Source organism: Kitasatospora sp. NPDC032757, assembly GCF_055579305.1.
Genome location: NZ_JBVINN010000001.1, coordinates 48,561 through 70,975, shown reverse-complemented (window position 1 = coordinate 70,975; position 22,415 = coordinate 48,561). Strand labels below are relative to the sequence as shown.

Annotated in this window: 19 protein-coding genes and 2 pseudogenes; 9 read left to right on the top strand and 12 right to left on the bottom strand. The window is 71.7% G+C overall.

Annotated elements, in window-relative coordinates; translation table 11 throughout:
- Positions 1–70 precede the first annotated feature (70 nt).
- Genes ACZ5WK_RS00375 through ACZ5WK_RS00350 form a run of 6 tightly spaced genes read left to right on the top strand, consistent with a single transcriptional unit; the run spans position 71 to position 10,092 of the window.
- Positions 71–2,608, top strand: a complete 2,538-nt coding sequence (locus ACZ5WK_RS00375) for a lantibiotic dehydratase (RefSeq protein WP_465543432.1) — start codon at positions 71–73, stop codon at positions 2,606–2,608.
- 1 nt (position 2,609) lies between these two features.
- Positions 2,610–4,046: an adenosylhomocysteinase gene (gene ahcY, locus ACZ5WK_RS00370; RefSeq protein ID WP_465543430.1), complete on the top strand. Its 1,437-nt coding sequence runs from the start codon at positions 2,610–2,612 to the stop codon at positions 4,044–4,046.
- A gap of 46 nt (positions 4,047–4,092) precedes the next feature.
- Entirely contained in the window at positions 4,093–5,400 is a 1,308-nt protein-coding gene (locus ACZ5WK_RS00365) for a phosphotransferase enzyme family protein (RefSeq protein ID WP_465543428.1), read from the top strand.
- Positions 5,397–6,896, top strand: coding sequence for a lyase family protein (locus tag ACZ5WK_RS00360; protein ID WP_465543426.1), 1,500 nt, complete (start codon positions 5,397–5,399; stop codon positions 6,894–6,896). The genes ACZ5WK_RS00365 and ACZ5WK_RS00360 overlap by 4 nt, the downstream gene beginning before the upstream one ends.
- Positions 6,893–7,846 carry a GHMP family kinase ATP-binding protein gene (locus ACZ5WK_RS00355; protein WP_465543424.1) on the top strand — a complete coding sequence of 318 codons (954 nt, stop codon included), beginning with the start codon at positions 6,893–6,895 and terminating at the stop codon, positions 7,844–7,846. Before ACZ5WK_RS00360 ends, ACZ5WK_RS00355 begins: the two co-directional genes overlap by 4 nt.
- Positions 7,843–10,092 (top strand): pyridoxal-phosphate dependent enzyme, encoded by a 2,250-nt coding sequence (locus ACZ5WK_RS00350; protein WP_465543422.1) that lies wholly within the window; start codon positions 7,843–7,845, stop codon positions 10,090–10,092. Before ACZ5WK_RS00355 ends, ACZ5WK_RS00350 begins: the two co-directional genes overlap by 4 nt.
- Positions 10,093–10,515: 423 nt before the next feature.
- Here the strand turns inward: ACZ5WK_RS00350 and ACZ5WK_RS00345 are convergent.
- From ACZ5WK_RS00345 to ACZ5WK_RS00335, 3 genes and pseudogenes are all read right to left on the bottom strand, one after another.
- A pseudogene (locus ACZ5WK_RS00345) lies at positions 10,516–10,833 on the bottom strand (NAD(P)(+) transhydrogenase (Re/Si-specific) subunit beta); the annotation flags it as partial.
- 295 nt (positions 10,834–11,128) lie between these two features.
- Positions 11,129–12,370 (bottom strand): helix-turn-helix domain-containing protein, encoded by a 1,242-nt coding sequence (locus tag ACZ5WK_RS00340; RefSeq protein ID WP_465543420.1) that lies wholly within the window; start codon positions 12,368–12,370, stop codon positions 11,129–11,131.
- Entirely contained in the window at positions 12,367–12,693 is a 327-nt protein-coding gene (locus ACZ5WK_RS00335; protein WP_465543418.1) for a putative quinol monooxygenase, read from the bottom strand. The genes ACZ5WK_RS00340 and ACZ5WK_RS00335 overlap by 4 nt, the downstream gene beginning before the upstream one ends.
- Positions 12,694–12,855: 162 nt before the next feature.
- Between ACZ5WK_RS00335 and ACZ5WK_RS00330 the strand changes: the two genes are divergently transcribed.
- Positions 12,856–13,422, top strand: a complete 567-nt coding sequence (locus tag ACZ5WK_RS00330) for an ATP-binding protein (RefSeq protein WP_465544325.1) — start codon at positions 12,856–12,858, stop codon at positions 13,420–13,422.
- A gap of 32 nt (positions 13,423–13,454) precedes the next feature.
- Here ACZ5WK_RS00330 and ACZ5WK_RS00325 read toward each other — a convergent pair whose 3' ends face one another.
- From ACZ5WK_RS00325 to ACZ5WK_RS00295, 7 genes and pseudogenes are all read right to left on the bottom strand, one after another.
- Positions 13,455–14,231 carry a MerR family transcriptional regulator gene (locus ACZ5WK_RS00325; protein ID WP_465543416.1) on the bottom strand — a complete coding sequence of 259 codons (777 nt, stop codon included), beginning with the start codon at positions 14,229–14,231 and terminating at the stop codon, positions 13,455–13,457.
- A 338-nt stretch (positions 14,232–14,569) separates the two neighbouring features.
- Complete coding sequence (locus tag ACZ5WK_RS00320) at positions 14,570–15,148, bottom strand: dihydrofolate reductase family protein (RefSeq protein ID WP_465543415.1); 579 nt, start codon at positions 15,146–15,148, stop codon at positions 14,570–14,572.
- A 38-nt stretch (positions 15,149–15,186) separates the two neighbouring features.
- Positions 15,187–15,780, bottom strand: a complete 594-nt coding sequence (locus ACZ5WK_RS00315; RefSeq protein ID WP_465544323.1) for a TetR/AcrR family transcriptional regulator — start codon at positions 15,778–15,780, stop codon at positions 15,187–15,189.
- 69 nt (positions 15,781–15,849) lie between these two features.
- Positions 15,850–17,004 carry a serine hydrolase domain-containing protein gene (locus ACZ5WK_RS00310; RefSeq protein WP_465543414.1) on the bottom strand — a complete coding sequence of 385 codons (1,155 nt, stop codon included), beginning with the start codon at positions 17,002–17,004 and terminating at the stop codon, positions 15,850–15,852.
- 225 nt (positions 17,005–17,229) lie between these two features.
- A complete protein-coding gene (locus tag ACZ5WK_RS00305) occupies positions 17,230–17,736 on the bottom strand; it encodes a carboxymuconolactone decarboxylase family protein (RefSeq protein WP_465543412.1) in 507 nt (168 codons plus the stop codon).
- 75 nt (positions 17,737–17,811) lie between these two features.
- A complete protein-coding gene (locus tag ACZ5WK_RS00300; RefSeq protein ID WP_465544321.1) occupies positions 17,812–18,171 on the bottom strand; it encodes an SgcJ/EcaC family oxidoreductase in 360 nt (119 codons plus the stop codon).
- A gap of 33 nt (positions 18,172–18,204) precedes the next feature.
- Positions 18,205–18,471, bottom strand: a pseudogene (locus ACZ5WK_RS00295) (muconolactone Delta-isomerase family protein); the annotation flags it as partial.
- Positions 18,472–18,835: 364 nt separating this feature from the next.
- Between ACZ5WK_RS00295 and ACZ5WK_RS00290 the strand changes: the two are divergent.
- Entirely contained in the window at positions 18,836–20,404 is a 1,569-nt protein-coding gene (locus ACZ5WK_RS00290; RefSeq protein WP_396321059.1) for an APC family permease, read from the top strand.
- Between the two features lie 47 nt (positions 20,405–20,451).
- Here the strand turns inward: ACZ5WK_RS00290 and ACZ5WK_RS00285 are convergent, their stop codons facing one another.
- Together ACZ5WK_RS00285 and ACZ5WK_RS00280 are read right to left on the bottom strand one after the other, a co-directional pair.
- Entirely contained in the window at positions 20,452–20,865 is a 414-nt protein-coding gene (locus ACZ5WK_RS00285) for a MarR family winged helix-turn-helix transcriptional regulator (protein ID WP_465543410.1), read from the bottom strand.
- Between the two features lie 33 nt (positions 20,866–20,898).
- Positions 20,899–21,774: an NAD(P)H-binding protein gene (locus ACZ5WK_RS00280; protein WP_465543408.1), complete on the bottom strand. Its 876-nt coding sequence runs from the start codon at positions 21,772–21,774 to the stop codon at positions 20,899–20,901.
- Between the two features lie 117 nt (positions 21,775–21,891).
- Here ACZ5WK_RS00280 and ACZ5WK_RS00275 point away from each other — a divergent pair, with 117 nt between their 5' ends.
- A complete protein-coding gene (locus ACZ5WK_RS00275) occupies positions 21,892–22,389 on the top strand; it encodes a MarR family winged helix-turn-helix transcriptional regulator (protein WP_465543406.1) in 498 nt (165 codons plus the stop codon).
- Positions 22,390–22,415: the final 26 nt, after the last annotated feature.

Sequence of the window (22,415 nt, the reverse complement as noted above, 5' to 3'; positions counted from 1 at the left end):
TCCCGCCCTATGGACGGCCCGGCCGCCCAGACACCGTGAACCACCCCAGGAACCAAGGGAGAAGCCCCAGATGAGCACACGGCCGCACCATGGCCGGTCCGCCGACGGTTGGCGGCTGCTGCCCGCGTTCGCGCTCCGCCAGTCCGGCTTCGGCTTCGAACTGCTGGAGCCGTACGCGGAGCCGGACGCCGTCGCCGAGGCCGGGCGGATGGCGGACACCCGCAGGGAGCTCGACCGGCTGATACCCGCACTCAAGGAGCTGATCCGCCAGGCTCGCCCGGCGGACAGCGGCGGCTGCTCCTCGGCCGTCGCCACCAAGCGCCCGCTCTCCGCCCAACAGCTCGCCCTGCTGGAGGAGTTGCTCGCACCGGAGGACCTGCGCACCCTGCACGCCTACCAGCGGGCCGCCACTGGGCTGGCCGACAGCTGGCTGAAGTGGGAGCAGGCCTACGAGGAGCGCCTGAAGGCCGCCAAGGCGACGCTGCGCGAGGCCTTCCGTACCGACCCGCTGCTGCGTGATGCGCTGCTGCTCTCCAACGAGGCCGGCTACCAGCTGTTCGCCGAGTGGCTGGACGGCCCCGAGGGAGTCGCCGGGCCGCGCGGCAGGAAGATGACGGACCTGTTGACCCGCTACCTCCAGCGGGTCACCACCAAGAACGAGACCGCCTCCCACTTCGGCCCGCTCAGCGTCGGCCGGTTCGACCGCGACCTGCACGGCGTCGACTGGGCGCAGGCGCCCCTGCGCCGGCGGGTCTTCCTGGCGGCCTGGGCGGCCGAGAAGCTGGCCGGCGCGCTGAGCCGCGACCCCGCCCTGGCCGGCCAGGTGCGCCCGCGCCGCCGCCCCTGGGCCTTCGAGCGCGAAGGCGCCGTCACCCTCTATGAGTTCACCACCGAGGACGGCTTCTCCGCGGACTGGCAGTTCCGCGACCGCCCGGCGGTGGCCCTCTCCGCCGAGGAACTCGCCGTCTTCCGGCGCTGCGACGGCAGCACCACTCTGGCCCGACTGCGCGAGGAGCTCGGCGCCGGAGTCGACGCCGCGCTCACCTCGCTGGTCGAACGGGAGCTCGTGGTCGCCCGCTTCGAGGTGCCGGTCGGCGTCACCGAGCCGCTGGCGGCGTTGCGCGAGCAGGTCGGCGAGGCCGCCGCCGTCGAACGGATGGCCGCCGACCTCGCCGCGATCCCCGTCGCCGAGCCGACCGACCGCCCCGCGGCGATCGAGCGGCTCAAGTCCACCTTCGTCGAGACCACCGGCAGCGCCGCCAACCGCGGCACCGGCCTGCACTACGCGGACCGCAGCGTCTTCTACGAGGAGTGCCACGGCCCGGTCGGGGACGTGCGGCTCGGCGCCGACCTCGCGGAGCTGATCGAGGACGAGCTCGCACCCGTCTACGCCCTGGCCCTGGCCGTGCCCCGGCTGCGGATCCTGCGCGAGGGCGAGGCGCTCAGCCGCTGGGCCGCGCAGCGCTTCGGCAGCGACACCGCCGTCCCGCTGGACCGGTTCTACGCCGCCTACTTCGAGGACCGCCCGGCCCTGCTCCGCGAGTGCGACCGGATCGACGCCGAACTGGACGGACTCGACGCCGAGTTGACCGATCTTCTGCTCGGCGACGCCGACCCGGCGATCGCCGAGATCGAGGTCGCCCCCGAGCGGCTGCGTGCCTTCCTGGCTCGCTGCCCCGACGGTCCGCCCGCCCTGCTCAACCCCGATGTGATGCTCGCCGCCGAGAACACCGAAGCGCTCGCCCGGGGCGAGTACCTCGCCATCGTCGGTGACTGCCACGGCACCCGGGAGCTGCTCAGCCACTCCTCCTTCGCGCCGCTGATGGCCGAGGAGTACGCCGGCTTCACCGAGGACGTCACCGCCGCCTACCGCGAACTGGTCGACGAGGACGAGGTGCTGTGCGACCTCGCCCGCGTCCACCCCGACAAGACGGCCTCCCGGGCGCCGCTCGACATGGTCGACGTCGAGGTGTTCGGCCGCTCCAGCCGCCCGCGCGAGCAGGTCGTCCAGCCCTCCGCGATGTACCTCAAGGTCAGCGGCGGACGGCTGGGCCTGTACGCGGAGGGCGTGACCGGCCGGCTGCGGCTGCTCGCCCCGCCGTCGGGCGGTCCCAGCATCAGGCTCGACCCGCTCGCCCCGTTCGCCTTCCCGCGGCGGCTCGGCGGTCTGCTGCTCCAGGCCGACCACCACGCCCACGTGCCGCGGATCCGCACCGGCCGGACCGTCCTCCAGCGCCGGCTGTGGCGGATCCCGGTCGCCGAGCTGGCCGGCCTCGGCGCCGACGGCTCCCGCCGCAAGGGCAACGCGGCCGAGTTCTTCGCCGCCTGCGAGCTGCGCGCCCGGCACGGGCTGCCGCGGCACGCGTTCGTCAAGTTCGACTCCGAACCCAAGCCGCTGTACGTGGACTTCGAGGCGCCGCTGCTCGTCCGGCAGATGTTCCGCCTCGCCCACGGCGACACCGGCCTGGCCACCTTCAGCGAGATGCTGCCCGGCCCGGACCAGCTGTGGCTGCGTCGCAACGGTATGAGCTACACCAGCGAGCTGCGCTGCTCCGTCTTCACCACCGTTCCCGAGCCGACCGTTCCCGAGCCGATCAGGGAGAGCTGACATGACCTTCGACCACCGCGTCGCCAACCTCGGCCTGGCCGAGGAGGGCCGGATCGCCATCCGGCTCGCGGAGAACGAGATGCCCGGCCTGATGGCCGTCCGCCGGGAGTACGGCCCGAGCAAGCCGCTCGCGGGCGTCCGGATAGCCGGCTCGCTCGGCATGACCGTCGAGACCGCCGTCCTGATCGAGACCCTCATCGAGCTCGGCGCGGACGTCCGCTGGGCGACCTGCAACGTGCTGTCGACCATGGACCACGCGGCCGCCGCCATCGTGGCCGGCCCGGCGGGCAGCGCCGACGACCCGCAGGGCATCCCGGTCTTCGCCTGGATGGACATGACCCTCGACGAGTACTGGTGGGCCCACTCCCGGGCCCTCCAGTGGCCCGACGGCAGCGGCCCCGACCTCATCCAGGACGACGGCGGCGACGCCACCCGGCTGCTGCACGAGTCCGTGAAGCACGAGAAGAACGGAACCCCGCCCGACCCGGCCACCGCCCACGACGCCGAGCGCGCCGCGCTGCTTCGGTTCATCGCCGCCTCGATGGCCGAGGACGGCGGCCGCTGGACCGGCATCGCGGCGAGTGTGCGCGGCGTCGCCGAGGAGACCACCACCGGCGTGCGCGCGCTGCGGCGCCTCGCCGACTCCGGGGAGCTGATGTTCCCCGGCATCAACGTCAACGACGCGGTGACCAAGTCCAAGCTGGACAACATCTACGGCTGCCGGCACTCCCTGATCGACGGTCTGAACCGGGCCACCGACCGGCTGATCAGCGGCCGGGTCGGCGTCGTCGTCGGCTACGGAGACGTCGGCAAGGGCTGTGCCTCGGCGCTGTCCGGGATCGGCGCCCGGGTGATCGTGGTGGAGGTCGACCCGATCTGTGCACTACAGGCCGCCCTCGACGGCTACCAGGTGACCACCCTGGAGGAGGCCGCGCCGATCGGCGACGTCTTCATCACGGCCGCCGCCAACCGCGAGGTGATCCGCCCCGAGCACATGGCCCGGATGAAGCACCTCGCCATCCTCGGCAACATGGGCCACAGCGACGTCGAGGTCGACGTGGCCGGGCTGGCCCAGGTCCCCGGCGTGCGCAAGCGGGAGCTGAAGGCCCAGGTCGACGAGTGGATCTGGCCCGACGGCCGTTCCCTGCTCGTCCTCTCCGACGGCCGCGACCTCAACTTCGGCAACGCCACCGGCCATCCGGCCTTCGTCATGTCGGCCTCGTTCACCAACCAGGCGCTCGCCCTGCTGGAACTCGCCGGGAACCGCGGCGAGTACCCGATCGGTGTGCACCTGTTGCCCCGGGCCGTGGACGAGCAGGTGGCCCGGCTTCACCTCGACGCGCTGGGCGTCAAGCTCGCCATCCTGACGCCACGTCAGGCCGAGTACGCGGGCGTGCCGGTGGAGGGCCCGTACAAGCGCGACGACTACCGGTACTGAACCCCGGGCCGGGCCACCGAATCCTACGGACCGTCAGGACACAACCTTGCACATTCAACTCCTCGACCACCACGGCGACGGGGCGCTGTCCCGGGTGGCAGCCGCGCTCGCCGCGGCCGGGCACGGCGCGGGGGCCGCCTCGGGGCCGGACCTCGTGGTCCTGCTCACCGGCGAGCCCGCCCCGACCGAGGGCATGGCCCGCGCGGCGGCCGCCGCGCGGGTGGCGCACCCGGGGGTGCCGCTGCTCGTGGCCGGACCGGCCGCCGGCCTCGACCCGCAGGCGGTCCGGCAGGCGGTGGGCGCCGACGGCGCTCTCCCCGGTAACCCGGTGGCGTCGATCCCCTGGCTGGCCGACGCGTACGCGGCCGACCCCGAGGTGCTGGCGGCGGACGAACTCGGCCGGATCCGGCCGCTGTTCGGCCGCTGGGACGCCACCGCGCAGCGCGACGCGGAGCGCGAGCACGCGGCAGTCGAGGAGATCGCCGCCGAGGCGGCGTACCGGCTCGGGCTCTCCGGACCCCAACCGGTGGGCGAGGGTCTGGAGTTCGTCGTCTTCCGGGCGCAGAGCAGAGAGGCGGGCGAGGTCGCCCTGCGGGTGCCGCGCCTGCCGGTGAGCCACTACACCGGCCGGCCGCCCTACACCACCCGGCAGGCGCTGGAGCAGGAGCGGATCATCGCGGCCCACCTGCACGCCCGGGGGCTGCCGGTGGCCGAGCCGCTGGCCGTCGTGCCGACCGCGACGGCCCCCGTGCTGGCCTCCCGCTTCCTGCCCGGAGCGGGCACGGTGCCGCCCTCTGACCGGATCGGCGCACTGCTGGCCCGGCTGCACCAGGAGACCCCGCCGCCCGGCATCCGCCCGCTCGACCACGACGGCTGGCCGATCGACGTGAACATCGCCCGCCGGGTCACCGCCCGCTGGACCTGGCTGGCCGAGCGCGTCGCCGACCTGCCCGAACTTCCGCCCCTGGAAAGGATGCTGGAGCTGCTGGAGCCGATCGCAGAGCAGCCCCGGCTGCTCCACCTCGATGTCCGCGGCAGCAACATGGCGGCCGCGGGCGACGAGGTCGGCGGACTCTTCGACTGGGGCTGCGCGATGATCGGCCACCCGGCCCTGGAGCTCGCCCGGGTGGCCGAGAACGCCGAACTGCCCGAGAACGGGCTGGACATTGAGGCTCTGCTAGCCGGCTACCGCAAGGTCGCCCCGCTCCCCGAGGTGGACAGTGCGGTGGAGGCCGTGCTCCGGCTGGACGGCGTGACGATGCTCTGCGTCGTCTTCGGCACCGGCGATGTCGACCACGAACGCCTGGCGATGCTCGTGGAGCGGGCCAGGACTCTCGCAAAGGACGTGAAGTGAGCCAGGATGCCCCCGCGCCGCTCAGCGGCCGCGTCAACGCCGGACCCAGTGCGATGTGGCACGAGGAGGTGCTCGGCCCGCACTTCCAGTACGAGTTGGCCAACCTGCTGCCCTGGTACCGGGCGATCGAGAAGGTGCTGGCCGTCGAGTACCAGCGGCTCGGCGTGCTCACCGCGGCCGAGTCCAGCCGGCTGGGCCGGGCCCTGGAGACCGTCACCGCCGACCGGCTGGTGGCGGACCCGGCGGCCAACATGTCGGACATCAGCTTCGCGCTGGAGCGGCACGTCGAGCAGGAGCTGGCCGAGTCCGTCCCGGCCTGGCACGTCGACCGCAGCCGCAACGACCTCCAGGCCTGCGCCCAACTGATGTTCGGGCGGCAGGAACTGGCCGTCACCGCCGACCGGCTGCTGGCCTTCGGCCGGGCCGTCCACCGGCTGGCCGAGTCCACCCGCGAGCTGCCGATGCCCGGCTACACGCACTTCCAGGCCGCGCAGATCATCACCCCCGGCTACTACCTCGCCGCCGTCTCGGAGCAGGTGCTGCACACCCTGCGGCGGCTGCTCGCGACCTACGACGGCCTCGACGCCTGCCCGCTCGGGGCGGGGGCGATGGCCGGCCAGGAACTGGCCTGGGACCGCGACCGGATGGCCCGGCTGCTGGGCTTCCGGCAGGCTCAGCCCGTCGCACTCACCGCCGTCGCCTCCCGCGGCTGGGTCGCCGAGGTGACGGCCGAGCTCGGGCTGCTGGGCGTCGCGCTCAGCCGCTTCACCACCGACCTGCTCACCTGGGGCAGCAGCGACCTCGGCTTCATCGATCTGCCCGACGAGCTCTGCGGCATTTCCTCCGCGATGCCGCAGAAGAAGAACTTCCCGGTGCTGGAGCGGATCCGGGGCCGCACGGCGCACCTGACCAGCTACCACCTCGACGCGGTGCTCGGCCAGCGCAACACCCCGTACACCAACCTGGTCGAGGTCGGCAAGGAGGCCGGAGCCAACCTGGCCACCGCCTTCGGGACGCTGCGCAGCGTGCTGCGGCTGTTCACCGAGGTCGTCGAGCGGCTGGGCTTCCGGGCCGACCGGATGCGGGCCGCCTGCGAGCGCGAGTACCTGGGCGGCTTCAGCCTCGCCAACGCGCTGACCGTCGACGAGAGCGTGCCCTGGCGCCGGGCGCAGGTGGTGGCCGGGGCGTACATCGTCGCCGCGATGGCGGCGGGCCTGCCGCCGGCCCGGCCCGACGCGGATCTGCTGCGGAAGGTCGCGGCCGAGCACGGCTTCACCCTCGCCGATCCGGTCAAGGCGCTCACAGCGATCCAGGACGTCGACGCGGGGCTGCGCCGCCTGGCGTCCAGCGGCTCCGCGCACCCGGACGCGACGCTGGCCGTGCTCGACGCCCAGCGGGGCGAGTACCTGCGTCTGGAGGAGGAGTTGGCGAGCAGGGCGGACCGAGTGGCGGCCGGTCTGCGGGAGACGGACGGCCTGCTGGGGATCGGCCGATGAGCCGGGTGCAGCCGGGCGACTCCCTTCTCCACCCGGCCCGCCCGGCCGGGCCCGTGGGGACGGGCGCGGCCTTCGGCACCTTCGGCGAACTGCTGCAGGGCGTGCTGCCGGACGGCAGCGCCTTCCTGGTCACCCTGCCCATCGACGGCTGGAGCCGGGCAAGATTCGAGCTCCGCGAGGACCTCGTCGAGATCCTGGTCCGGCCCGACGGCAAGGACAAGGCCCGGGCGGTGGCCCGCCTGGTGCTCGACGCCGTCGGCCACCGCGGCGGCGGGGTCCTGGAGTTGGCGAGCGAGCTGGCCGAGGGCAAGGGCCTGGCCAGCTCCTCCGCCGACCTGGTGGCCACCGTCCGGGCGGTGGCCGAGGCGGCCGGCGTCGGCTTCGGCCCCGCCGAGATCGAGGAGTTTCTGCGCGGGATAGAGCCCTCCGACGGGGTGATGTACGACGAGGTCGTGGCCTTCCACCACCGGGAGGTGCGGCTGCGCCAACGCCTCGGCCGGCTGCCCGCGTTGGCGATCGTGGCGCACGACGAGGGCGGCCAGGTGGACACGGTGAGCCACAATCGGATCCCGCTCCGGCACGGCCCGGCCGAACGGGCCGAGTACGCCAGGCTGCTGGAGCAACTGGGGGAGGCCGTCGCGGTCGGTGACCTGGCGACCGTCGGGCGGGTCTCCACCCGCAGCGCGGAGCTGAACTCCGCGGTGCGGGCCCGGCAGGACCTCGCCCCGATGCGCCTCGCCTGCCAGGAGACCGACGGGGTCGGCCTGGTACTCGCACACAGCGGCACCATGCTCGGCGTCGCCTTCGACGCCGACGACCCCGAACTGGCCCGGAAGACCGAGTACATACGCGCGGTGTGCGTACCACTGCCCGGCACGACGGCGGTCTTCCGCTCGCTCGGCCGCGGCGGCGTGTGGCCCACCGGCACCGATGGGAGGGAAGAGCCGTGATCTACGACAGCATGCACGAGGTGATCGGGCGCACTCCGCTCGTCCGCCTGCGGATGGACGCTCCGCCCGGCGTCGAGGTGTTCGCCAAGCTGGAGTTGGCCAATCCGTTCGCGATGAAGGACCGGGTGGCACGGCACACCATCCTGAGCGCCCGCCGCCGCGGCGTGCTCCGCCCCGGCGCGCCGATCGTGGAGAGCTCCTCCGGCACGATGGCCCTCGGGGTCGCCCTGGTCGGCCGCTCCCTGGACCACGAGGTGCACATCGTCACCGATCCGAGGATCGACTCGGTGACCCTCGCCAAACTGCGCGCACTGGGCTGCTCCCTGCACATCGTCACCGAGATGTCCGAGCAGGGCTGGCAGGGTGCCCGGCTGGAGCGGCTGGACCAGCTGATGCGCGAACTCCCCGGCGCCTTCTGGCCGCAGCAGTACAGCAACCCCGACAACCCGGGCGCCTACCGGCAATTGGCCGAGGAACTCCGCGAGGACCTGGGCCGGGTCGACGTGCTGGTCGGCGCCGTCGGCTCCGGCGGCTCGCTGTGCGGCTCGGCCCGCGCCCTGCGGCGCGGCCAGCCGGACCTATGGGTGGTGGGTGTGGACTGCGTGGGCAGTGTGTTGTTCGACCAGCCGGACGAGCCGAGGCGGCTGCAGAGCGGGCTTGGCAACAGCCTGCACCCCAAGAACCTCGACCGGCGGGTGGTCGACGAGGTCCACTGGCTGAACGACCGCGAGGCCTTCGAGGCGGCCGCCGCACTCGCCGTGGAGCAGCAGATCTTCGCCGGCAACACGGCCGGATCGGTGTACCGGGTGCTCGGTGACGTGGCCGCCCGGGCGCAGCCGGGAGCCCGGATCGTCGGGATCTTCCCCGACCGCGGCGACCGCTACGCCGAGACGGTGCACAGCCCGGAGTACTGGGCCGAGAAGGGGCTGGGCGAGCTGGAGGCGGCGGCCGCGCCGACTGCGGTGGACTACGGGACCCCGGTGCGGTCGTGGTCCCGGGCGATGGCCAAGAGCGCCGTCGACGGCGACCGCTACCTGCTGTTCGTCGAGTCCAACACCACCGGCACCGGGATGATGGCGCTGCGCTCCGCCGCCGAGCTCGACCTGCGTCCGGTGCTGCTGACCGGCGCTCCCGAGCGCTACGCGGGCTTGGAGGAGACCGGCTGCGAGATCCTGCGCTGCGACACCAACGTGCTCGACGCGCTGCAGGACGCGATCCAGGGGCGGTTCGCCCGCGAGGAGATCGCCGGTGTCACCACGACCAGCGACTTCTACGTCCCGGCCGTCGCGGAGATCGCCGACTGGCTCGGGTTGCCCGGCAACCCGGCACGGGCGGTCACGGCCTGCCGCAACAAGGCGCTGCTGCGCGAGGCGCTGGACCGGGCGGGTGTGCGCCAGCCCCGGTACGCGATCGTCCGGGACGCGGCCGAGGCGGACGATGCCGTGGCGGCCGTGGGGCTGCCCTGCGTGGTGAAGCCGGCCGACGACTCGGCCTCCAACAACGTACTGCTGTGCACCTCGGCGGAGCAGGTGCGGGCGCACGCGGAGCTGATCCTGGCGATCCACACCAACGTCCGCGGGATGCCGACGGCCCGGACGGTGCTGGTCGAGGAGTTCGTGGACGCCCCCGAGTTCAGCGTGGAGATGTTCAGCAGCGGTGGACGGGCCTCGTGCGTGGGCATCACCGCCAAGCAGGTCGGCGGCTCGCCGTACTTCGTGGAGCACCGCCACCTCTTCCCCGCCGCGCTGCCCGAGGCCTCGGCCGGGGCGCTCACGGCGGCCGTGGCCGACGCTCTGGCCGCCTGCGGCATCGAGGAGGGCCCGACCCACACCGAGGTGCGGCTGACGGCCGAGGGGCCGGCGATCATCGAGATCAACCCGCGGCTGGCCGGCGGCATGATCCCCGAGCTGGTCCGGCTGGCCACCGGCGTCGACCTGCTGGAGCAGCAGCTGCGGGCCGCGGTCGGCCTGCGGCCGCAGCTTGAGCCGAGCCGGGAGGGGCACGCGGGGATCCAGTTCCTGCTGGCCGGCCGGGAGGGTGTGCTGACGGCCGTGCAGGGTGAGGCGGAGGCGGCGCTCGTCCCCGGGGTGACGCAGGTGCGGGTGACCGGACGGGTGGGCGACACCGTCCGTCCGGCGCGCAGCGCCTACGACCGCCTCGGGCATGTGATCGTGCGCGCCGACGAGTCCGCGGCCGTGGGTCTCGTGCTGGACGCCGCCACGGCGGCGGTGCGGCTGGTGGTCTGACCGCCGCAAAGCGGCGCCGACCCCTGGCGGGACGAGACAACTTGTCAGTAACCTCGGGCTCTCGCGGACACGGGAGGGCGCATGCGCAGGGCGGTACTGACGGCGGCAGCGGTGCTGCTGCTGATCGAATCGGCGGTGGTCGGGTTCCTCGGACTGGTGCTCGGCCTGGCCGCCAGCCGTCAGCACATGTCGGTCGGCGGGCTGCCCAGCTCGCGGATCGCGATGAGCTCCTGGATCGGTCAGGGAATCCTCGCGATGTTCCTGCTGGTCTGCGCCGCGCTGGTGGCCTGGTCGGCGGTGAGCGACGCGGTCCGGCCGACCGTGCGGATCCTGCTGGTCGTCTGCGCCGTCCTGAACGGGTTCCTGGCCGCCCTCCTCGTCGCACTGTCGGGGTGGGCGGCCTTCACCGTGCTGATCCTGCTGACGGCCGTGCTGGTGCTCGCCCTGCTCCTCGTCCCCGCCGGAGGGGCCTCGATGCCGAAGCCGCCCGCGATGACGGAGAGGAAGGACCGGTTCATCGCCTTGCACATGATGTATGACCGGTAGGCACCCGAGGACCCGACCAGAGCGCCCGTGACGATCAGCAGGTTGTTGTCGAGCAGAACCGGCGGCCGCCGCGGCCCAGCCCGGGTAGCTGTTGAGCATCGAGACGACCACGGGCATGTCGCCGCCGCCGATCGAGGCCACCAGGTGCCAGCCCAGCGCCAGGGCGAGCACCGTGACGGCGATGATCAGGGCGAGGCTCGCCTGGAGGTGCTTGTGGACGCCGCAGGGTGGCCTTCGTCCGCTGGCTCGACCACGCCCGCGCCCAACGCCTCACCCTGGTCGAGGGGCTGGAACACCCGGGCGACCCCGCTCAACCCGACAATCACCACCGCCACTGAGGACCCCCGAAAGAGGCCCGCCGCGCTCGCCCGAGCGCGGCGGGCGGACCACTTCGCCAGGACTGCGGCGCTGGTTCGCGCAGTGGTGTTCGACGTCGGCGGGCTTCAGGGGCGCGATCCGGATTCGCCTGAAGGGATCTCGGAGTTCGCTCTCACCCCGTCGCATTCGCACGCTTCGCGAGCTTCACCAGCTCCGATGGGGAGTTCCGACCCGCGATGAGGACGAGTTCATGGATCGTCTCCCGGGCTGCCACGTGGCTGCGGACGCTCTCCGGGGCCAGCTTCTCGGCCTGGAGAAGACAGTCCAACGCCTCGCCGAGATGGCGTCGTTGGGCGTGCGCCCGGCCCAGATCGATCAGGAGCCGTGATCTGCGTTCCGGTGACAGTCGTTCGGCGTCGATCTGTCGGCCCAGGTCCAGGGCCTCGCCCGCGTCACCGAGATCGACGGCTGTCGAGACGGCTTGGACCTCCACGTTTGTGGGGCCGAACTCCAAATTGAAGTCGTTGCGGTCCTCGCCGAGTTGCGCTGCAACCGCTCGGGCGTCGGCCAGCTCCTTTCGGGCCTGCTCACGTCGGCCGGCGCGAGCCGCGGTCAACCCGAGGACCAGGTGCAGTGCGCCGAGCACCGAAAGCGCCTCGGGTGACGGCGGGTTGGCCGACGTGATGTGTTTCGTGAGGACGGCCACCGCGTTCGTGGCCGCATGTTCGGCCTGCTCCAGCCGCCGAAGCCGAACGAAGGCATGGGCCAGACGGTAGATGCCGGCGAACACATGCAGGGGATGTGCGGACTGCTCGGCGGCACGGATGGCCCGATCTGCGGCGATCCAGGCCGCATCGGGCTCGTCCTGGCGCACGAAGGCCGCGGCCATCGCTTGGTAGGCCTGGCTCAGCAGGAGGTGGATCTCGGGGCGCAATTCGGAGGGTGCGGTCCGCGATGCCCGTTCCAGCCTCGGCAGGGTGTCTGAGATGGCCGTACTCAGTTCGGCGAATCGTGCACTGTGTGTCAGTCGCCAGAGTTCGTCGACGGCGGTGGCCAATGGCGCGGGATCAACGTGTTCGACCTGTGGGCGGGTGCAGAGCAGGGTGTCCAGGGCAGGATGACCGGAGAGCGACAGCCGGGCCAGGTCGAGGTCGTTGGGTTGGTCAGGCTCGGACCGTGACGGGGGAGCGGGCACAGGGGCGTCAGGCCGCAGGGCTTGGACCGATACGCCGAGACTGTCTGCGAGGAGTTGGAGCACATCGAGGCGGACGACGGGCTGAACGCCTCGTTCCACCTGGGACACCCAACTGGCGGTGCGGTTGACGGTGGCAGCGAGCTGATCCTGCCTCAGACCGCGGCTCTTGCGGAGTTGGGCGACTCGGGCTCCGAACGTCCGCCTCTCCTCCGGACTCACCGGGTGGCCTCGTCGGACGAGGAGCCCTTACCCGCGATCTCCTCCAGGAACGTGACGTCGAAGGAAGCGAGGTACTGGGCGCGTTCGGCCAGAAACGCCTGGACGTGCGGCTGTCGTTCGTGCTCCTCGAAAGCCGCGCGATCCGCGTACAGCTCGTAGAAGACACGGACGTTGGGCTCCTCCGGCACTGCGTGGTTCACGTACACGACAGTGCCGGGCTCCTCGGTACGGATGCCCTCAAGCGCCCTCTCCGCCAACCGGTCGAAGGCGCGCGCGGCTTCCGCGCTGTGGGCGACGAAGCGCACGACAAGTCCGAATCCCATGAGACGACTCCCCTTCCGACGTTGGTCGAGTCTCGCACGACTAGGCGAAGTTCTGCGAGTAGCAGCTTTCCTTGACTCGCAGTTTTTCTATGACTACTGTCGGTAGTGCCGAAGTGGCGCAGGCTGCGGTCGGCGATCCCTCGCTGCCGCCTGTCGGCAGCCATGGCACCTGCGGGGTGGAGCAGAAGCATCGACTTCGGCTGCCTTCCCATGCCCGGTGATGGAGGAGCAATGGGGTGGAACGTGATCGTCAGCCCGCTCAGGACCGCTCGGTTTCCGGTGCCCCTGGAGTGGAGTGTCCCGCCAGACGCGGCGGCGGTCCCGCCGGCTCGGAGGCTATTGGTGGCGATCGTCCGGGCCTGGGACGTGCCCCTGTCCGCAGACTCGTTGCAGGAACTGGAGCTCTGCGCGAGTGAGGTGATCGCGAATGCACTGGAGCACGGGAAGGCCCGCTGCACGGTGACCGTTCGCCGGGTGGGCGAGCGGCTGCGGGTCGAGGTGGCGGATCCCGGTCCGGCGTTCGAACGTTGCGGAGCGGAGCCGGACCCGGACGCGACCAGCGGACGTGGGCTGATCCTGGTCGAGGCACTGGCCGACGCCTGGGGCTGGCGTCCGGCGCAGGCAGGCAAGGTCGTGTGGTTCGAATTCCTGGAATCCTGCGAGGCGCCGTGCCCCACGCATGGGTGGGGCACGGCGCAGGACCTCCGCTCCCTACGGTCGGTGGCGTGACGAGCCCGGGACCGCCCGGTTCACCCCGTCCGTCACCGATGGGGCATGGAGAAGCCGGCGGAGCGGAGTTTGGCCTCGGTGAGGGCGGTCAGGCGGGCCGAGACCGGCGCCTGGTCCTCGCGGTGGTTGTTGATCAGCTTGTACTGGGCGGAGGCCCTGCCCCAGGCCCGCAGGCTGGTGGGATCGCCCAGCAGTGCGGGGTTGGCGAGGTAGTGGTCGGCCATGGCGGTCGCGAGTTCCTCGATCCTCGGGTCGTCCGGTTCCCAGGTCTCGGCCTCCCAGCCCCGCTTGGTCAGCTCGATCGACTCGGGGTCGTCGAGCCGGTGTTCGAGCTGGGTGAGGAAGCCGTCGAAGCCCTCCGGCACCAGTGCCCGGGCGAGCACCAGGGCCTCGCGTTGCGCGGCCACGTAGTCGGGGCCGAAGCCGAGGCCGGGCATCCGGTCCAGGATCGCGCAGGCGCGGTCGGGCAGCAGGGCCCGGTCGCCCTCGGCGAGGCGGTGCAGCATGTCGCGGCGCGCGATCAGTTCTGCGATCCGCTCGGTCAGCCGCCGTTCGACGTCGGCGAGGGTGGCGGTGAACTGCTCGGCTTCGGCGTCGAGGAGGGGCCCGATCTCGGCCAGCGGCACGCCGGCGGCGGCCATCGTCCGGACCTGCACCAGCCGTAGCAGCTCGTCCGATCCGTAGCGCCGGTAACCGGAGCTGTCGCGGTCCGGCTCCTTGACCAGGCCGAGCCGATGGTAGTGCCGCACCGTCTTCACCGTGACGCCGGTGAACACCGCCGCCTGCCCGATCGTGACTCCGTTCATCATCTGCTCAGCTTGCCTTGTGTTCGGGGCCGGTGTGGCCCTGGGGCTCTTCCTGTCCGGTGTATGACGGGTGTTCAGTCCACCGGCCAGGTTTTGCCCGGTCGATCACGTGCGGAGCCGGATGGCCAGCGCCGCTGCCATCCGGCTCCGCACCGAGGAGGCCGGGGACGCGCTTGTCGTACGTTGCCTCCAGTGCAGTGAGGTTCTTCAGTTGTTGTCCACCCGCTCCGGCGGCGGACCAAGTCTCATCCCAGGAATGCATCGACCTGGTCCACGAGTTGGCTGGAGCCAGTCGCGGAGTCGCGGAGCGGGCCACTCGGCTGCCTGCGGGGCCTCCGGTCTCAGCCCTGGTCTGCGGTTGTAGGCCGTTGGTCGACGGCGTAGGTCGTCTGCACGAAGCCGGCGCCGAGCGCGCGGGTCTCGCGGTGGGTGAGGTCGATGTCGTGGTCCAGGTGGCCGAACAGGGGAATGCCCGCGCCCAGAAGGACCGGGGCGGTGGTGATGATGAGTTCGTCGAGGATGCCCTCACGCAGGAACGTCTGGACCATCTGTCCGCCGTCCACGTACACGTTCTTCGCGCCCTCGGTGGTCAGGCTTTCCAGGAGTGCGGCCAGGCTGCGGTGGACGGTGACGTTCGCGTCCTGCGTTGTCAGCCGGGTGCTCAGGACGGCCACACGCTTGCCTTCGTAGGGCCAGAAATCGAAGGTGAGGATCTTCTCGTAGGTGTTGCGGCCCATCACCAATGTGTCGATGCCGGCCATGAACGCGTCGTACCCCATGTCACCGGCTTGCGCGCCACGCTCGTTGAGCCAGTCGATATCGCCATCCGGGCGGGCGATGAACCCGTCCAGGCTTGTGCCGATGTAGACCAGGGTACGGAAGGCGCGCCCGGGGGCTTCGGGGGTGGTGGCGGCAGTCATGAGGGTCTGGCTCCTTGCCGAGTGGGAGAAAACGGAGGTCATGGGGTGAGGTGGTGGGGGGCGAGAACGGCGTCCAGGGCGGCGCGCTGCCGTTCGGCGAGGGTGCCTTGCCGGTCGACCGCCCAGAGCACGGCGGCGCCCGTCGTCGTGGCGTGCACCGTTGCGGCCAGGGTGGTGGTGTCCGTGTCCGGCCGCAGTTCGCGCGCGTCCCTGGCGTGATCCAGCAGCTCGCCGATCCAGTGGGACTGCGTCCGCTGGGACGCGAGGGCGCAGTCACGGAACTGCGGGTCATCCAGATCCGCGCACAGGAAGGCGAGATGGTTGGCGAACGCCTCGGGGCTGGTGGCCGCCGCCCAGGTTTCGATGACCAGTGCCGCGAGCGCCGCCAGCGGGGAGTCGTGTTCGGCGCGAACACCCTCGTACAGCGCGTTGGCATCGTTCGCCGTGTGCTCGGCCAGCGCCAGCAGCAGACCACGCTTGGACCCGAACCGCTGCACCAGCGTGCCGGGCACCAATCCGACCTCCCGTGCCAGCAGGGCCAGTGTCAGCTTTGCCGGGCCTGTGCGGCCCATCACGTCCACCGCCGCCCGCAAGATCGCCGCGTCATCGATACCTCTTGGGCGCCCTGCCACCGTCCACACCTCCGATTAATAAATGCCTGTTCGTTTATTAAAGCGGGGAGGAGCACGCAGGGCAACCCGTCAGGCAGTGGTGATCTGTCGGGTCGGGGCTGAGGAGGCGCTACCGGCCCGGCCCGTCCCGGCCTGCCCGCCGCAGAACACCTCGGTGACGAGCCGCCGTTGGGCGTTCTGGAACGCTGCCGCTATGGACACGTCGGCGTCGTCCACGTAGTTCAGCCCGGCGGTGAGAGTCGTGCGGCCGTCGGGTGTGCCGTACATCAGCGATGCCGAGCCGATGGTGGCACCGTTGTGGTGGAAGACGGTGCCGCCGGGGCCCGTGTCCTGCGCGAACACGCCCAGGCCGTAGCCGATCGTCGCCTCCGGCGTGCGCATCTCGGCCAGCAGCTCGGCCGGCAGGAGCCTGCCGCCCATCAGCGCGGAGAAGTACGTGTGCAGGTCCTTGGTGGTGGAGATCATGTCACCACCGCCCCCGACCCAGGAGGGGTTGTGGCGGGTGACGTCGATCGTCCTCTCCTGCCCGGCGTCCTCGTAGCGGTAGTAGCTGCGGTGGTGCGGCTCGGGGACCTCCGGCGAGGTGCCCGGTGCCACGGTGCCGGTCATCCCCAGCGGTCCGAGGACCAGCCGCTGCAGCTCCTCGGCGAACGAGCGGCCGGTGACCTTCTCGATCACCAGCCGGGCCAGCACGTAGTTGGTGTTGGCGTAGCTCCAGCCCGCCCCCGGCGCGAACCGCGCCGGCTTGGACAGCGACAGCCGTACCAGCTCCTCGGGCGGGTAGGTCTTGAACCGGTTGTCCACCCACTCCTCGCCCCGCCAGGGAACCCCCGGCGCGAACGTCCCGTCCTCGTGGAGCTCGCCGGTGTGGTTGAAGATCCCGCTGGTGTGCTGCAGCAGCATCCGCACGGTGATCCGACGGTCGAGCCCGAACCCGGGCAGGTAGTCGTCGGCCGGGGTGTCCAGGCCGATCCTGCCCTCGGCCACCAGCATGAGCACCGAGGTCGCGATGAAGTTCTTGGTGGTGCTGCCGGTGCGGAAGTGACCGTCGGTCAGCGGCTCGGCGCTCCCGCCCAGCTCGCGCGCCCCGGCGCTGCCGACCCACTCGCCCCGCTCGTCGTTCACCCGCAGCTGTACCCCGACGAAGCCGGACTCGACGATCTCCTCGATCGCCTGCTGCAGCTCCGGACGATCCTGGCCGTGGCCGGAAGAGGTGATGGACATGGTGCTCCTTCGCATCTGTCGTGCCCGACTCGGCGTCGGGTCGTTGCGACGAGCTTTCACCCTGACCCAGGGTCAACCTCAACCGTGCTCCGGATCACAGCTTTTGGGAGGGGTCTTCGGCGTGAGCGGTGGGACGCGCCGTGACCGCCGCCGGCCGGCGACAGACGTGGCCGGCCGGCCCGCCGGGCAGGTTGCTCGGCGGGCCGGCGGGGTTCGCGGTGTGTGTCACGCCCAGGGGTCGGTGAACGACCGGCCGGGGACCGGCTTGGCGATGAGGGCGATGGCGGTGAAGAAGTTGACCTGGCCGATGGCGACGGTCAGGGTGGTCAGCGCCGTCGGGTCGTAGTGCTCGGCGACCTGCGCGTACAGCTCGTCGGACACCCGCTCACCATGTGCCGACGGCTGGAGGACGGCCTCCACCAGGGCCAGGGCTGCGCGCTCGGGGCCGGTGAAGTACGGCGAGTCCTGCCAGGACGACACCGAGGTGATCCGCTCCTCCGTCTCCCCGGCCTTGCGGAGGAAACCGGTGTGCAGGACGGTCAGGTAGGTGTTGCCGGCGATCTGGCCGGCCCGCAGCTGGACCAGGCTGATCGTGGTGCGCGGCACCGAGCCGTTGCCGGTGGCCTTGAACAGGGCCGCCGAGACCTCGGCCAGCTCGGGCACGAGCTGGACGGGGTCCTGCTCCTGCCGCGGGCGCATCGGGATCTCGGTGGTGATCGAACGGGTTTCCATCGCCGTGTTCCTCTCGGGTTTCACGTTGCTGTCACCGGTCCGACGGATCGCGGCGATGGATTGTGACGGCGGCGGTCACGGAATGTGCGACACCTGGTAGTGGGCGATGGACCAGCCGTCGGTGGAGCGGCGTAGCAGGGTGCTGAGATGGACGGTGAGAGTGGGGCGGTCGGTGAAGGCGAAGTCGACGCTCAGGTACCCGAGGAGGAGGTCGGGGGCGAGCCGGCGGGTTTCCAGGATGCGGTAGGCGGCCGTCATCCCGAGGGGCTGGGAGTCGTAGTACTCGGCGATGCCCGGCCGTCCGACGCTGTACGGGTGCAGGCCCTGGAAGATCGCGTCCTCGCTGAAACAGGCCGCGACCTGCTCGGGCTCGTGCGCGTCGACGGCGGCTTTCCAGGCGTCCAGTACCTCGCGCAGGACGGCTTCGTCGCTCATCGGGTCCCTCTCGCGCCGGGGGTCGCTCGGGTGCGGCGCCAACGGGGTGACGGTGTCGTGCCGCCACACCCGCAGCGGCATCGACGCGAGTACCTGCTCCAGCCGCTCCGCGTCGGGTGCGCTGAACAGCCCCCACGAGCGCCACTCGCCGGGTGCCAGGGGAGGCCGCCAGAGCCGCAACAGACTGCCCTGGTCGGCCAGTTCGCCTGCCCTGGCGGCCTCCCGGGCCCGGATGTCCGTCACCGCCTCCTCCGATGTGCCGTCGGGGACGGTGGTCACCATGTCGACCAGGAACTCCATGGGGATCCTTTCGTTCGTGTGACTCGGAGTATCGGCGGCCCCGGCGACCGGATCCGGAACGGCGCGCCGCGTACTGCGGGGCGGCGTGGGGCGGGCTCGCCAACCGGGCCCGCGCAGCCGGCAGCCGGTCCGGTGGACGGCCTCGATCGGCTCCGGGGCCGCCGAACCGTCGGCGTGGGGCGGCCGCCGGCCGTCACCGTCCGGGGCCGGGCGGTGCGACTACGGGTTGCCGCGCCGGCTCGCGCAGTGTGCTGGGCGAGCCCGTGGGCGTCGCCGGCAGTATCGTCGGTTGCATCGGGAATCGTCTCGGCCCCATGACTGCATCCGGCTCCCCGGGTTGCGTCAGGGGGAGGAGGTGGGATCGGTGGCGCACTCCTCCAACAGCCCGGCCCCGCCGGTCGCGCCTGGTGCGACCGGCTCGGGCGCGGGCGAGAAGGGGCTCAAGACCGGTGCGCTCGGTCTCGTCTCCTCGGTGGCCATCGGCCTGGCCTCGACAGCCCCCGCCTACAGCCTTGCCGCGACGCTCGGCATCATCGTGGTCGGCGTGGGGCTCCAGGCCCCGATCATCACCATCCTGGCGTTCGTCCCGATGCTGCTGATCGCCTATGCCTACAAGGAGCTCAACGCCTCCGACCCGGACTGCGGCACCACCTTCACCTGGGCCGCCCGGGCCTTCGGGCCGCGGACCGGGTGGATGGGCGGCTGGGGCATCGTCATCGCCGACATCATCGTCATGGCCAACCTGGCCCAGATCGCCGGCGTCTACGGGTTCCGGTTGGTCGGCCTCGACTCGCTGGCCGACAGCACCCTGTGGACCTCGATCGCGGGCGTCGTCTGGATCATCGTGATGACGGCGATCTGCTACGTGGGCATCGAGCTCTCCGCGGCCCTGCAGCGCTGGCTGCTCTCCGTGGAGGTGGTGATGCTGGTCGTGCTGTCGATCACCGCCCTCGTCAAGTCCTACGGCAGTAGTGCGCCCGCCACGGCGACCCATGTCAGCGCCTCCTGGTTCAACCCGTTCAACGTGGCCTCGACCGGTGCCTTCACCGCCGGCATGCTCGCCGCGGTGTTCATCTACTGGGGCTGGGACACGGCCGTCTCGGTGAACGAGGAGACCGCCGACGCGAAGCGCACGCCCGGGCGTGCGGCGGTCATCTCCACGGTGCTGCTCCTGCTCATCTACACCCTGGTGTCCACCTCGGCGCTGGCGTTCGCCGGCGTCGGCACGGAGGGCATCGGGCTGGGCAACGAGGAAAACTCCGGCGACGTGCTGTCCGGCCTCGGTGATGCGGTCTTCGGGACGGCGGGGTTCGGCGGGTTCCTCAGCAAGCTGCTGATCTTCATGGTGCTGACCTCCGCCGCCGCCTCCACCCAGACCACCATCCTGCCCACGGCCCGCACCACGTTCTCGATGGCCACGCACAAGGCCATCCCGGAGCAGTTCGGCCGCGTGCACCCCCGCCACCTCACCCCGACCTGGTCGACCGTGGGCATGGGCCTGGCGTCGATCGCCTTCTACGTCCTGCTGACCGCGATCAGCGGCAACGTGCTGGCCGACTCCATCGCCTCGGTGGGGCTCGGCATCGCCTTCTACTACGGCCTGACCGGGTTCGCCTGCGTCTGGTACTACCGGCGGGTCCTGACCAGGAGCGTCAAGGACTTCGTCCTCAAGGGGATCTTCCCGTTCCTCGGCGGCGTGATGCTGCTCTACTTCTTCTGCTACGGGGCCTTCGACGTCTACGCGGACCCTGACTACGGCGCGACCTCGATCGATCTGCCGCTGATCGGGAACACCGGCGGCGTGACCGTGATCGGCATCGGTGCCCTGGTGCTGGGCGCCGTCCTGATGCTCGTCCAGTGGGCAGTCCAGGGCTCCTGGTTCCGCCACCCCGACGTCCCGGTGAGCGCCGCCGACCCGGCGGACGCACCGTAGGGCCGGAGCGCCGTACAGCGCCACACAACCCCGCACCGCCGGCCGCCCTACCGCTGCGCCCCGGTCTCCAGGTTGTGGGTCATCCGCTCCAGGACGGTGACGGCGGTGCGGTACTCCTCCGGGGAGATGCCGGCCGTCGAGCGGGTGCGGAAGGCGTCGACGCGTGCGGCGACCTCGGTGAGGCGGGCGCGGCCGTCGGCGGTCAGGGCGAGCCGGGCCGGTTCCGGGCGGGCCGCCCAGCCGTCGGCGAGGACCTGCTCGACGGCGGCGGTCAGGGCGTCGGCGCCGGCGTTGGCGGCGAGCACGGTGAGGACGTCGGCGTCGGTGGCCTGCGGGTCGTCCTCGACGACGTTGAGGACCTGCCAGGCGAGCCGGGTGAGGCCGAACTCGGCCAGCATGGCGTTCATGTGGCCGGTGAGGGCCTGGTCGGTGCGGTTGAGCCAGTAGCCGATGGGCTTCATGTGCTTGCTCCTGACGGGCCGGGGCGGGTCGGTTCAGTGCGCGGCGGTGAAGGCCGCGGCGTTCTCGCGCGCCCACTGGCGGTAGGTGCGGGCGGGGCGGCCGAGGAGGGTCTCGGTGGTGTCGGCGATGGTGGCGGGCCCGTGGTCGGCGGCCTGCCAGAGGTCGAGCAGCGAGGAGACCATCGGCGCGGGCATGTGGCGGCCCATCTGCTGCTCCGCCTCGGCGCGGGTGATCCGCTCGACCGGGATCTCGCGGCCGAGGGTGTCGGCGAGGACGGCGAGCTGCTCACGGAAGGTGAGCGACTCGGCGCCGGTGAGGGTGACGGCGCGGCCGGTGAGGGGGGCGCCGGCCAGGGAGCCGCCGGTGGGGGAGGCGCCGGTCAGGGCGGCGACGGCGATGTCGGCGATGTCCTCGGGGTGGATGGGCGCGATGTGCGCGTCGGGGTAGGCGAGCTGGACGGGCATCGCGTTGCCGATGAACCAGGCCCAGCCGAGGGAGTTGCTGGCGAAGGCGTCCGGGCGGAGGAAGGTGCAGGTGAGGCCGGAGCCGGCGAGGGCGCGCTCGACCTCGAGGCTGTGGCTCGCCAGCGGGTCGTTCTCGGCGTCGGGGCCGAGGACGGAGGACGAGGAGAGCAGCACGACGTGCTCGACGCCGGCGGCCTCGGCGGCCTCGATCAGCTCGTGGATGCCGGCGGGCTGCGGATAGAGGAAGACCCGGCGGACGCCGCGCAGGGCGGAGGCGAAGGTGTCGGGCCGGTCGAGGGCGAGTTCGGCGACCTCGACGCCGGCCGGGACGGTCAGGTCGGCGGGGTTGGCGCTGGCGGCGCGGACGGTGTGGCCGGCGGCGTGCAGGCGGTCGAGGACGGCCTGGCCGACCTTGCCGCGGGCGCCGGTGATGAGGACGGTCATGGGGGGCTCCACTCGGTTCGTTCGTTCAGTGCTGTAGACATATGCATGCTGACATGCATGCAATTTCATGTCAACACATGTCTTCGACGGGTCATCCATCCGGATACGATGGGGGGCATGACGAAGCAGGAACCGAAGACGGCCGACGAACTGCTCGACGCCGTCGGCCCCGCGTTCGGGAAGCTGCGGCGCTCCTCCCTCCTGGAGGTCGAGAACCCGATCTCCCAGAAGGACCTCAGCCGCACCCTGGTGCTGAACATCGTCCTGGAGGCCGAGCAGGACGAGGCCCGTGAGGTCACCGTCGGCGGGGTGGCCGAGCACCTCGGCGTCGACCCGTCGGTGGCCAGCCGCATGGTGACCGACTCCATCACCGCCGGCTACCTGATCCGCGCCGCCTCCCAGCAGGACGGCCGTCGTACCGTCCTCCACCTCAGCCCCGCCGGCCGGGAGCTGATGGCCCGCTTCCGCCGGCACCAGCGCGCCGCCTTCGAGCAGGTCACCGACGGGTGGACCGAGCAGGAGCGCCTGGAGTTCGCCCGGCTCATGCTCAAGTACGTCGCCGCCCAGGAGGGCCTGCGCCACCGGGCCCCGGGCGGCCGGGACGCCGGTCGCTGAGCCGCCCGGGACCCGGCGGGGCAGGG

Bases quoted from the DNA above. Each gene is read 5' to 3' on its own strand.
- ACZ5WK_RS00375 (WP_465543432.1), top strand. From the start codon at position 71: ATGAGCACACGGCCGCACCATGGCCGGTCCGCCGACGGTTGGCGGCTG.
- ahcY (WP_465543430.1), top strand. From the start codon at position 2,610: ATGACCTTCGACCACCGCGTCGCCAACCTCGGCCTGGCCGAGGAGGGC.
- ACZ5WK_RS00355 (WP_465543424.1), top strand. From the start codon at position 6,893: ATGAGCCGGGTGCAGCCGGGCGACTCCCTTCTCCACCCGGCCCGCCCG.
- ACZ5WK_RS00335 (WP_465543418.1), bottom strand. From the start codon at position 12,693: ATGGGATTCGGACTTGTCGTGCGCTTCGTCGCCCACAGCGCGGAAGCC.
- ACZ5WK_RS00330 (WP_465544325.1), top strand. From the start codon at position 12,856: ATGGCACCTGCGGGGTGGAGCAGAAGCATCGACTTCGGCTGCCTTCCC.
- ACZ5WK_RS00325 (WP_465543416.1), bottom strand. From the start codon at position 14,231: ATGATGAACGGAGTCACGATCGGGCAGGCGGCGGTGTTCACCGGCGTC.
- ACZ5WK_RS00320 (WP_465543415.1), bottom strand. From the start codon at position 15,148: ATGACTGCCGCCACCACCCCCGAAGCCCCCGGGCGCGCCTTCCGTACC.
- ACZ5WK_RS00310 (WP_465543414.1), bottom strand. From the start codon at position 17,004: ATGTCCATCACCTCTTCCGGCCACGGCCAGGATCGTCCGGAGCTGCAG.
- ACZ5WK_RS00305 (WP_465543412.1), bottom strand. From the start codon at position 17,736: ATGGAAACCCGTTCGATCACCACCGAGATCCCGATGCGCCCGCGGCAG.
- ACZ5WK_RS00300 (WP_465544321.1), bottom strand. From the start codon at position 18,171: ATGAGCGACGAAGCCGTCCTGCGCGAGGTACTGGACGCCTGGAAAGCC.
- ACZ5WK_RS00285 (WP_465543410.1), bottom strand. From the start codon at position 20,865: ATGAAGCCCATCGGCTACTGGCTCAACCGCACCGACCAGGCCCTCACC.
- ACZ5WK_RS00280 (WP_465543408.1), bottom strand. From the start codon at position 21,774: ATGACCGTCCTCATCACCGGCGCCCGCGGCAAGGTCGGCCAGGCCGTC.
- ACZ5WK_RS00275 (WP_465543406.1), top strand. From the start codon at position 21,892: ATGACGAAGCAGGAACCGAAGACGGCCGACGAACTGCTCGACGCCGTC.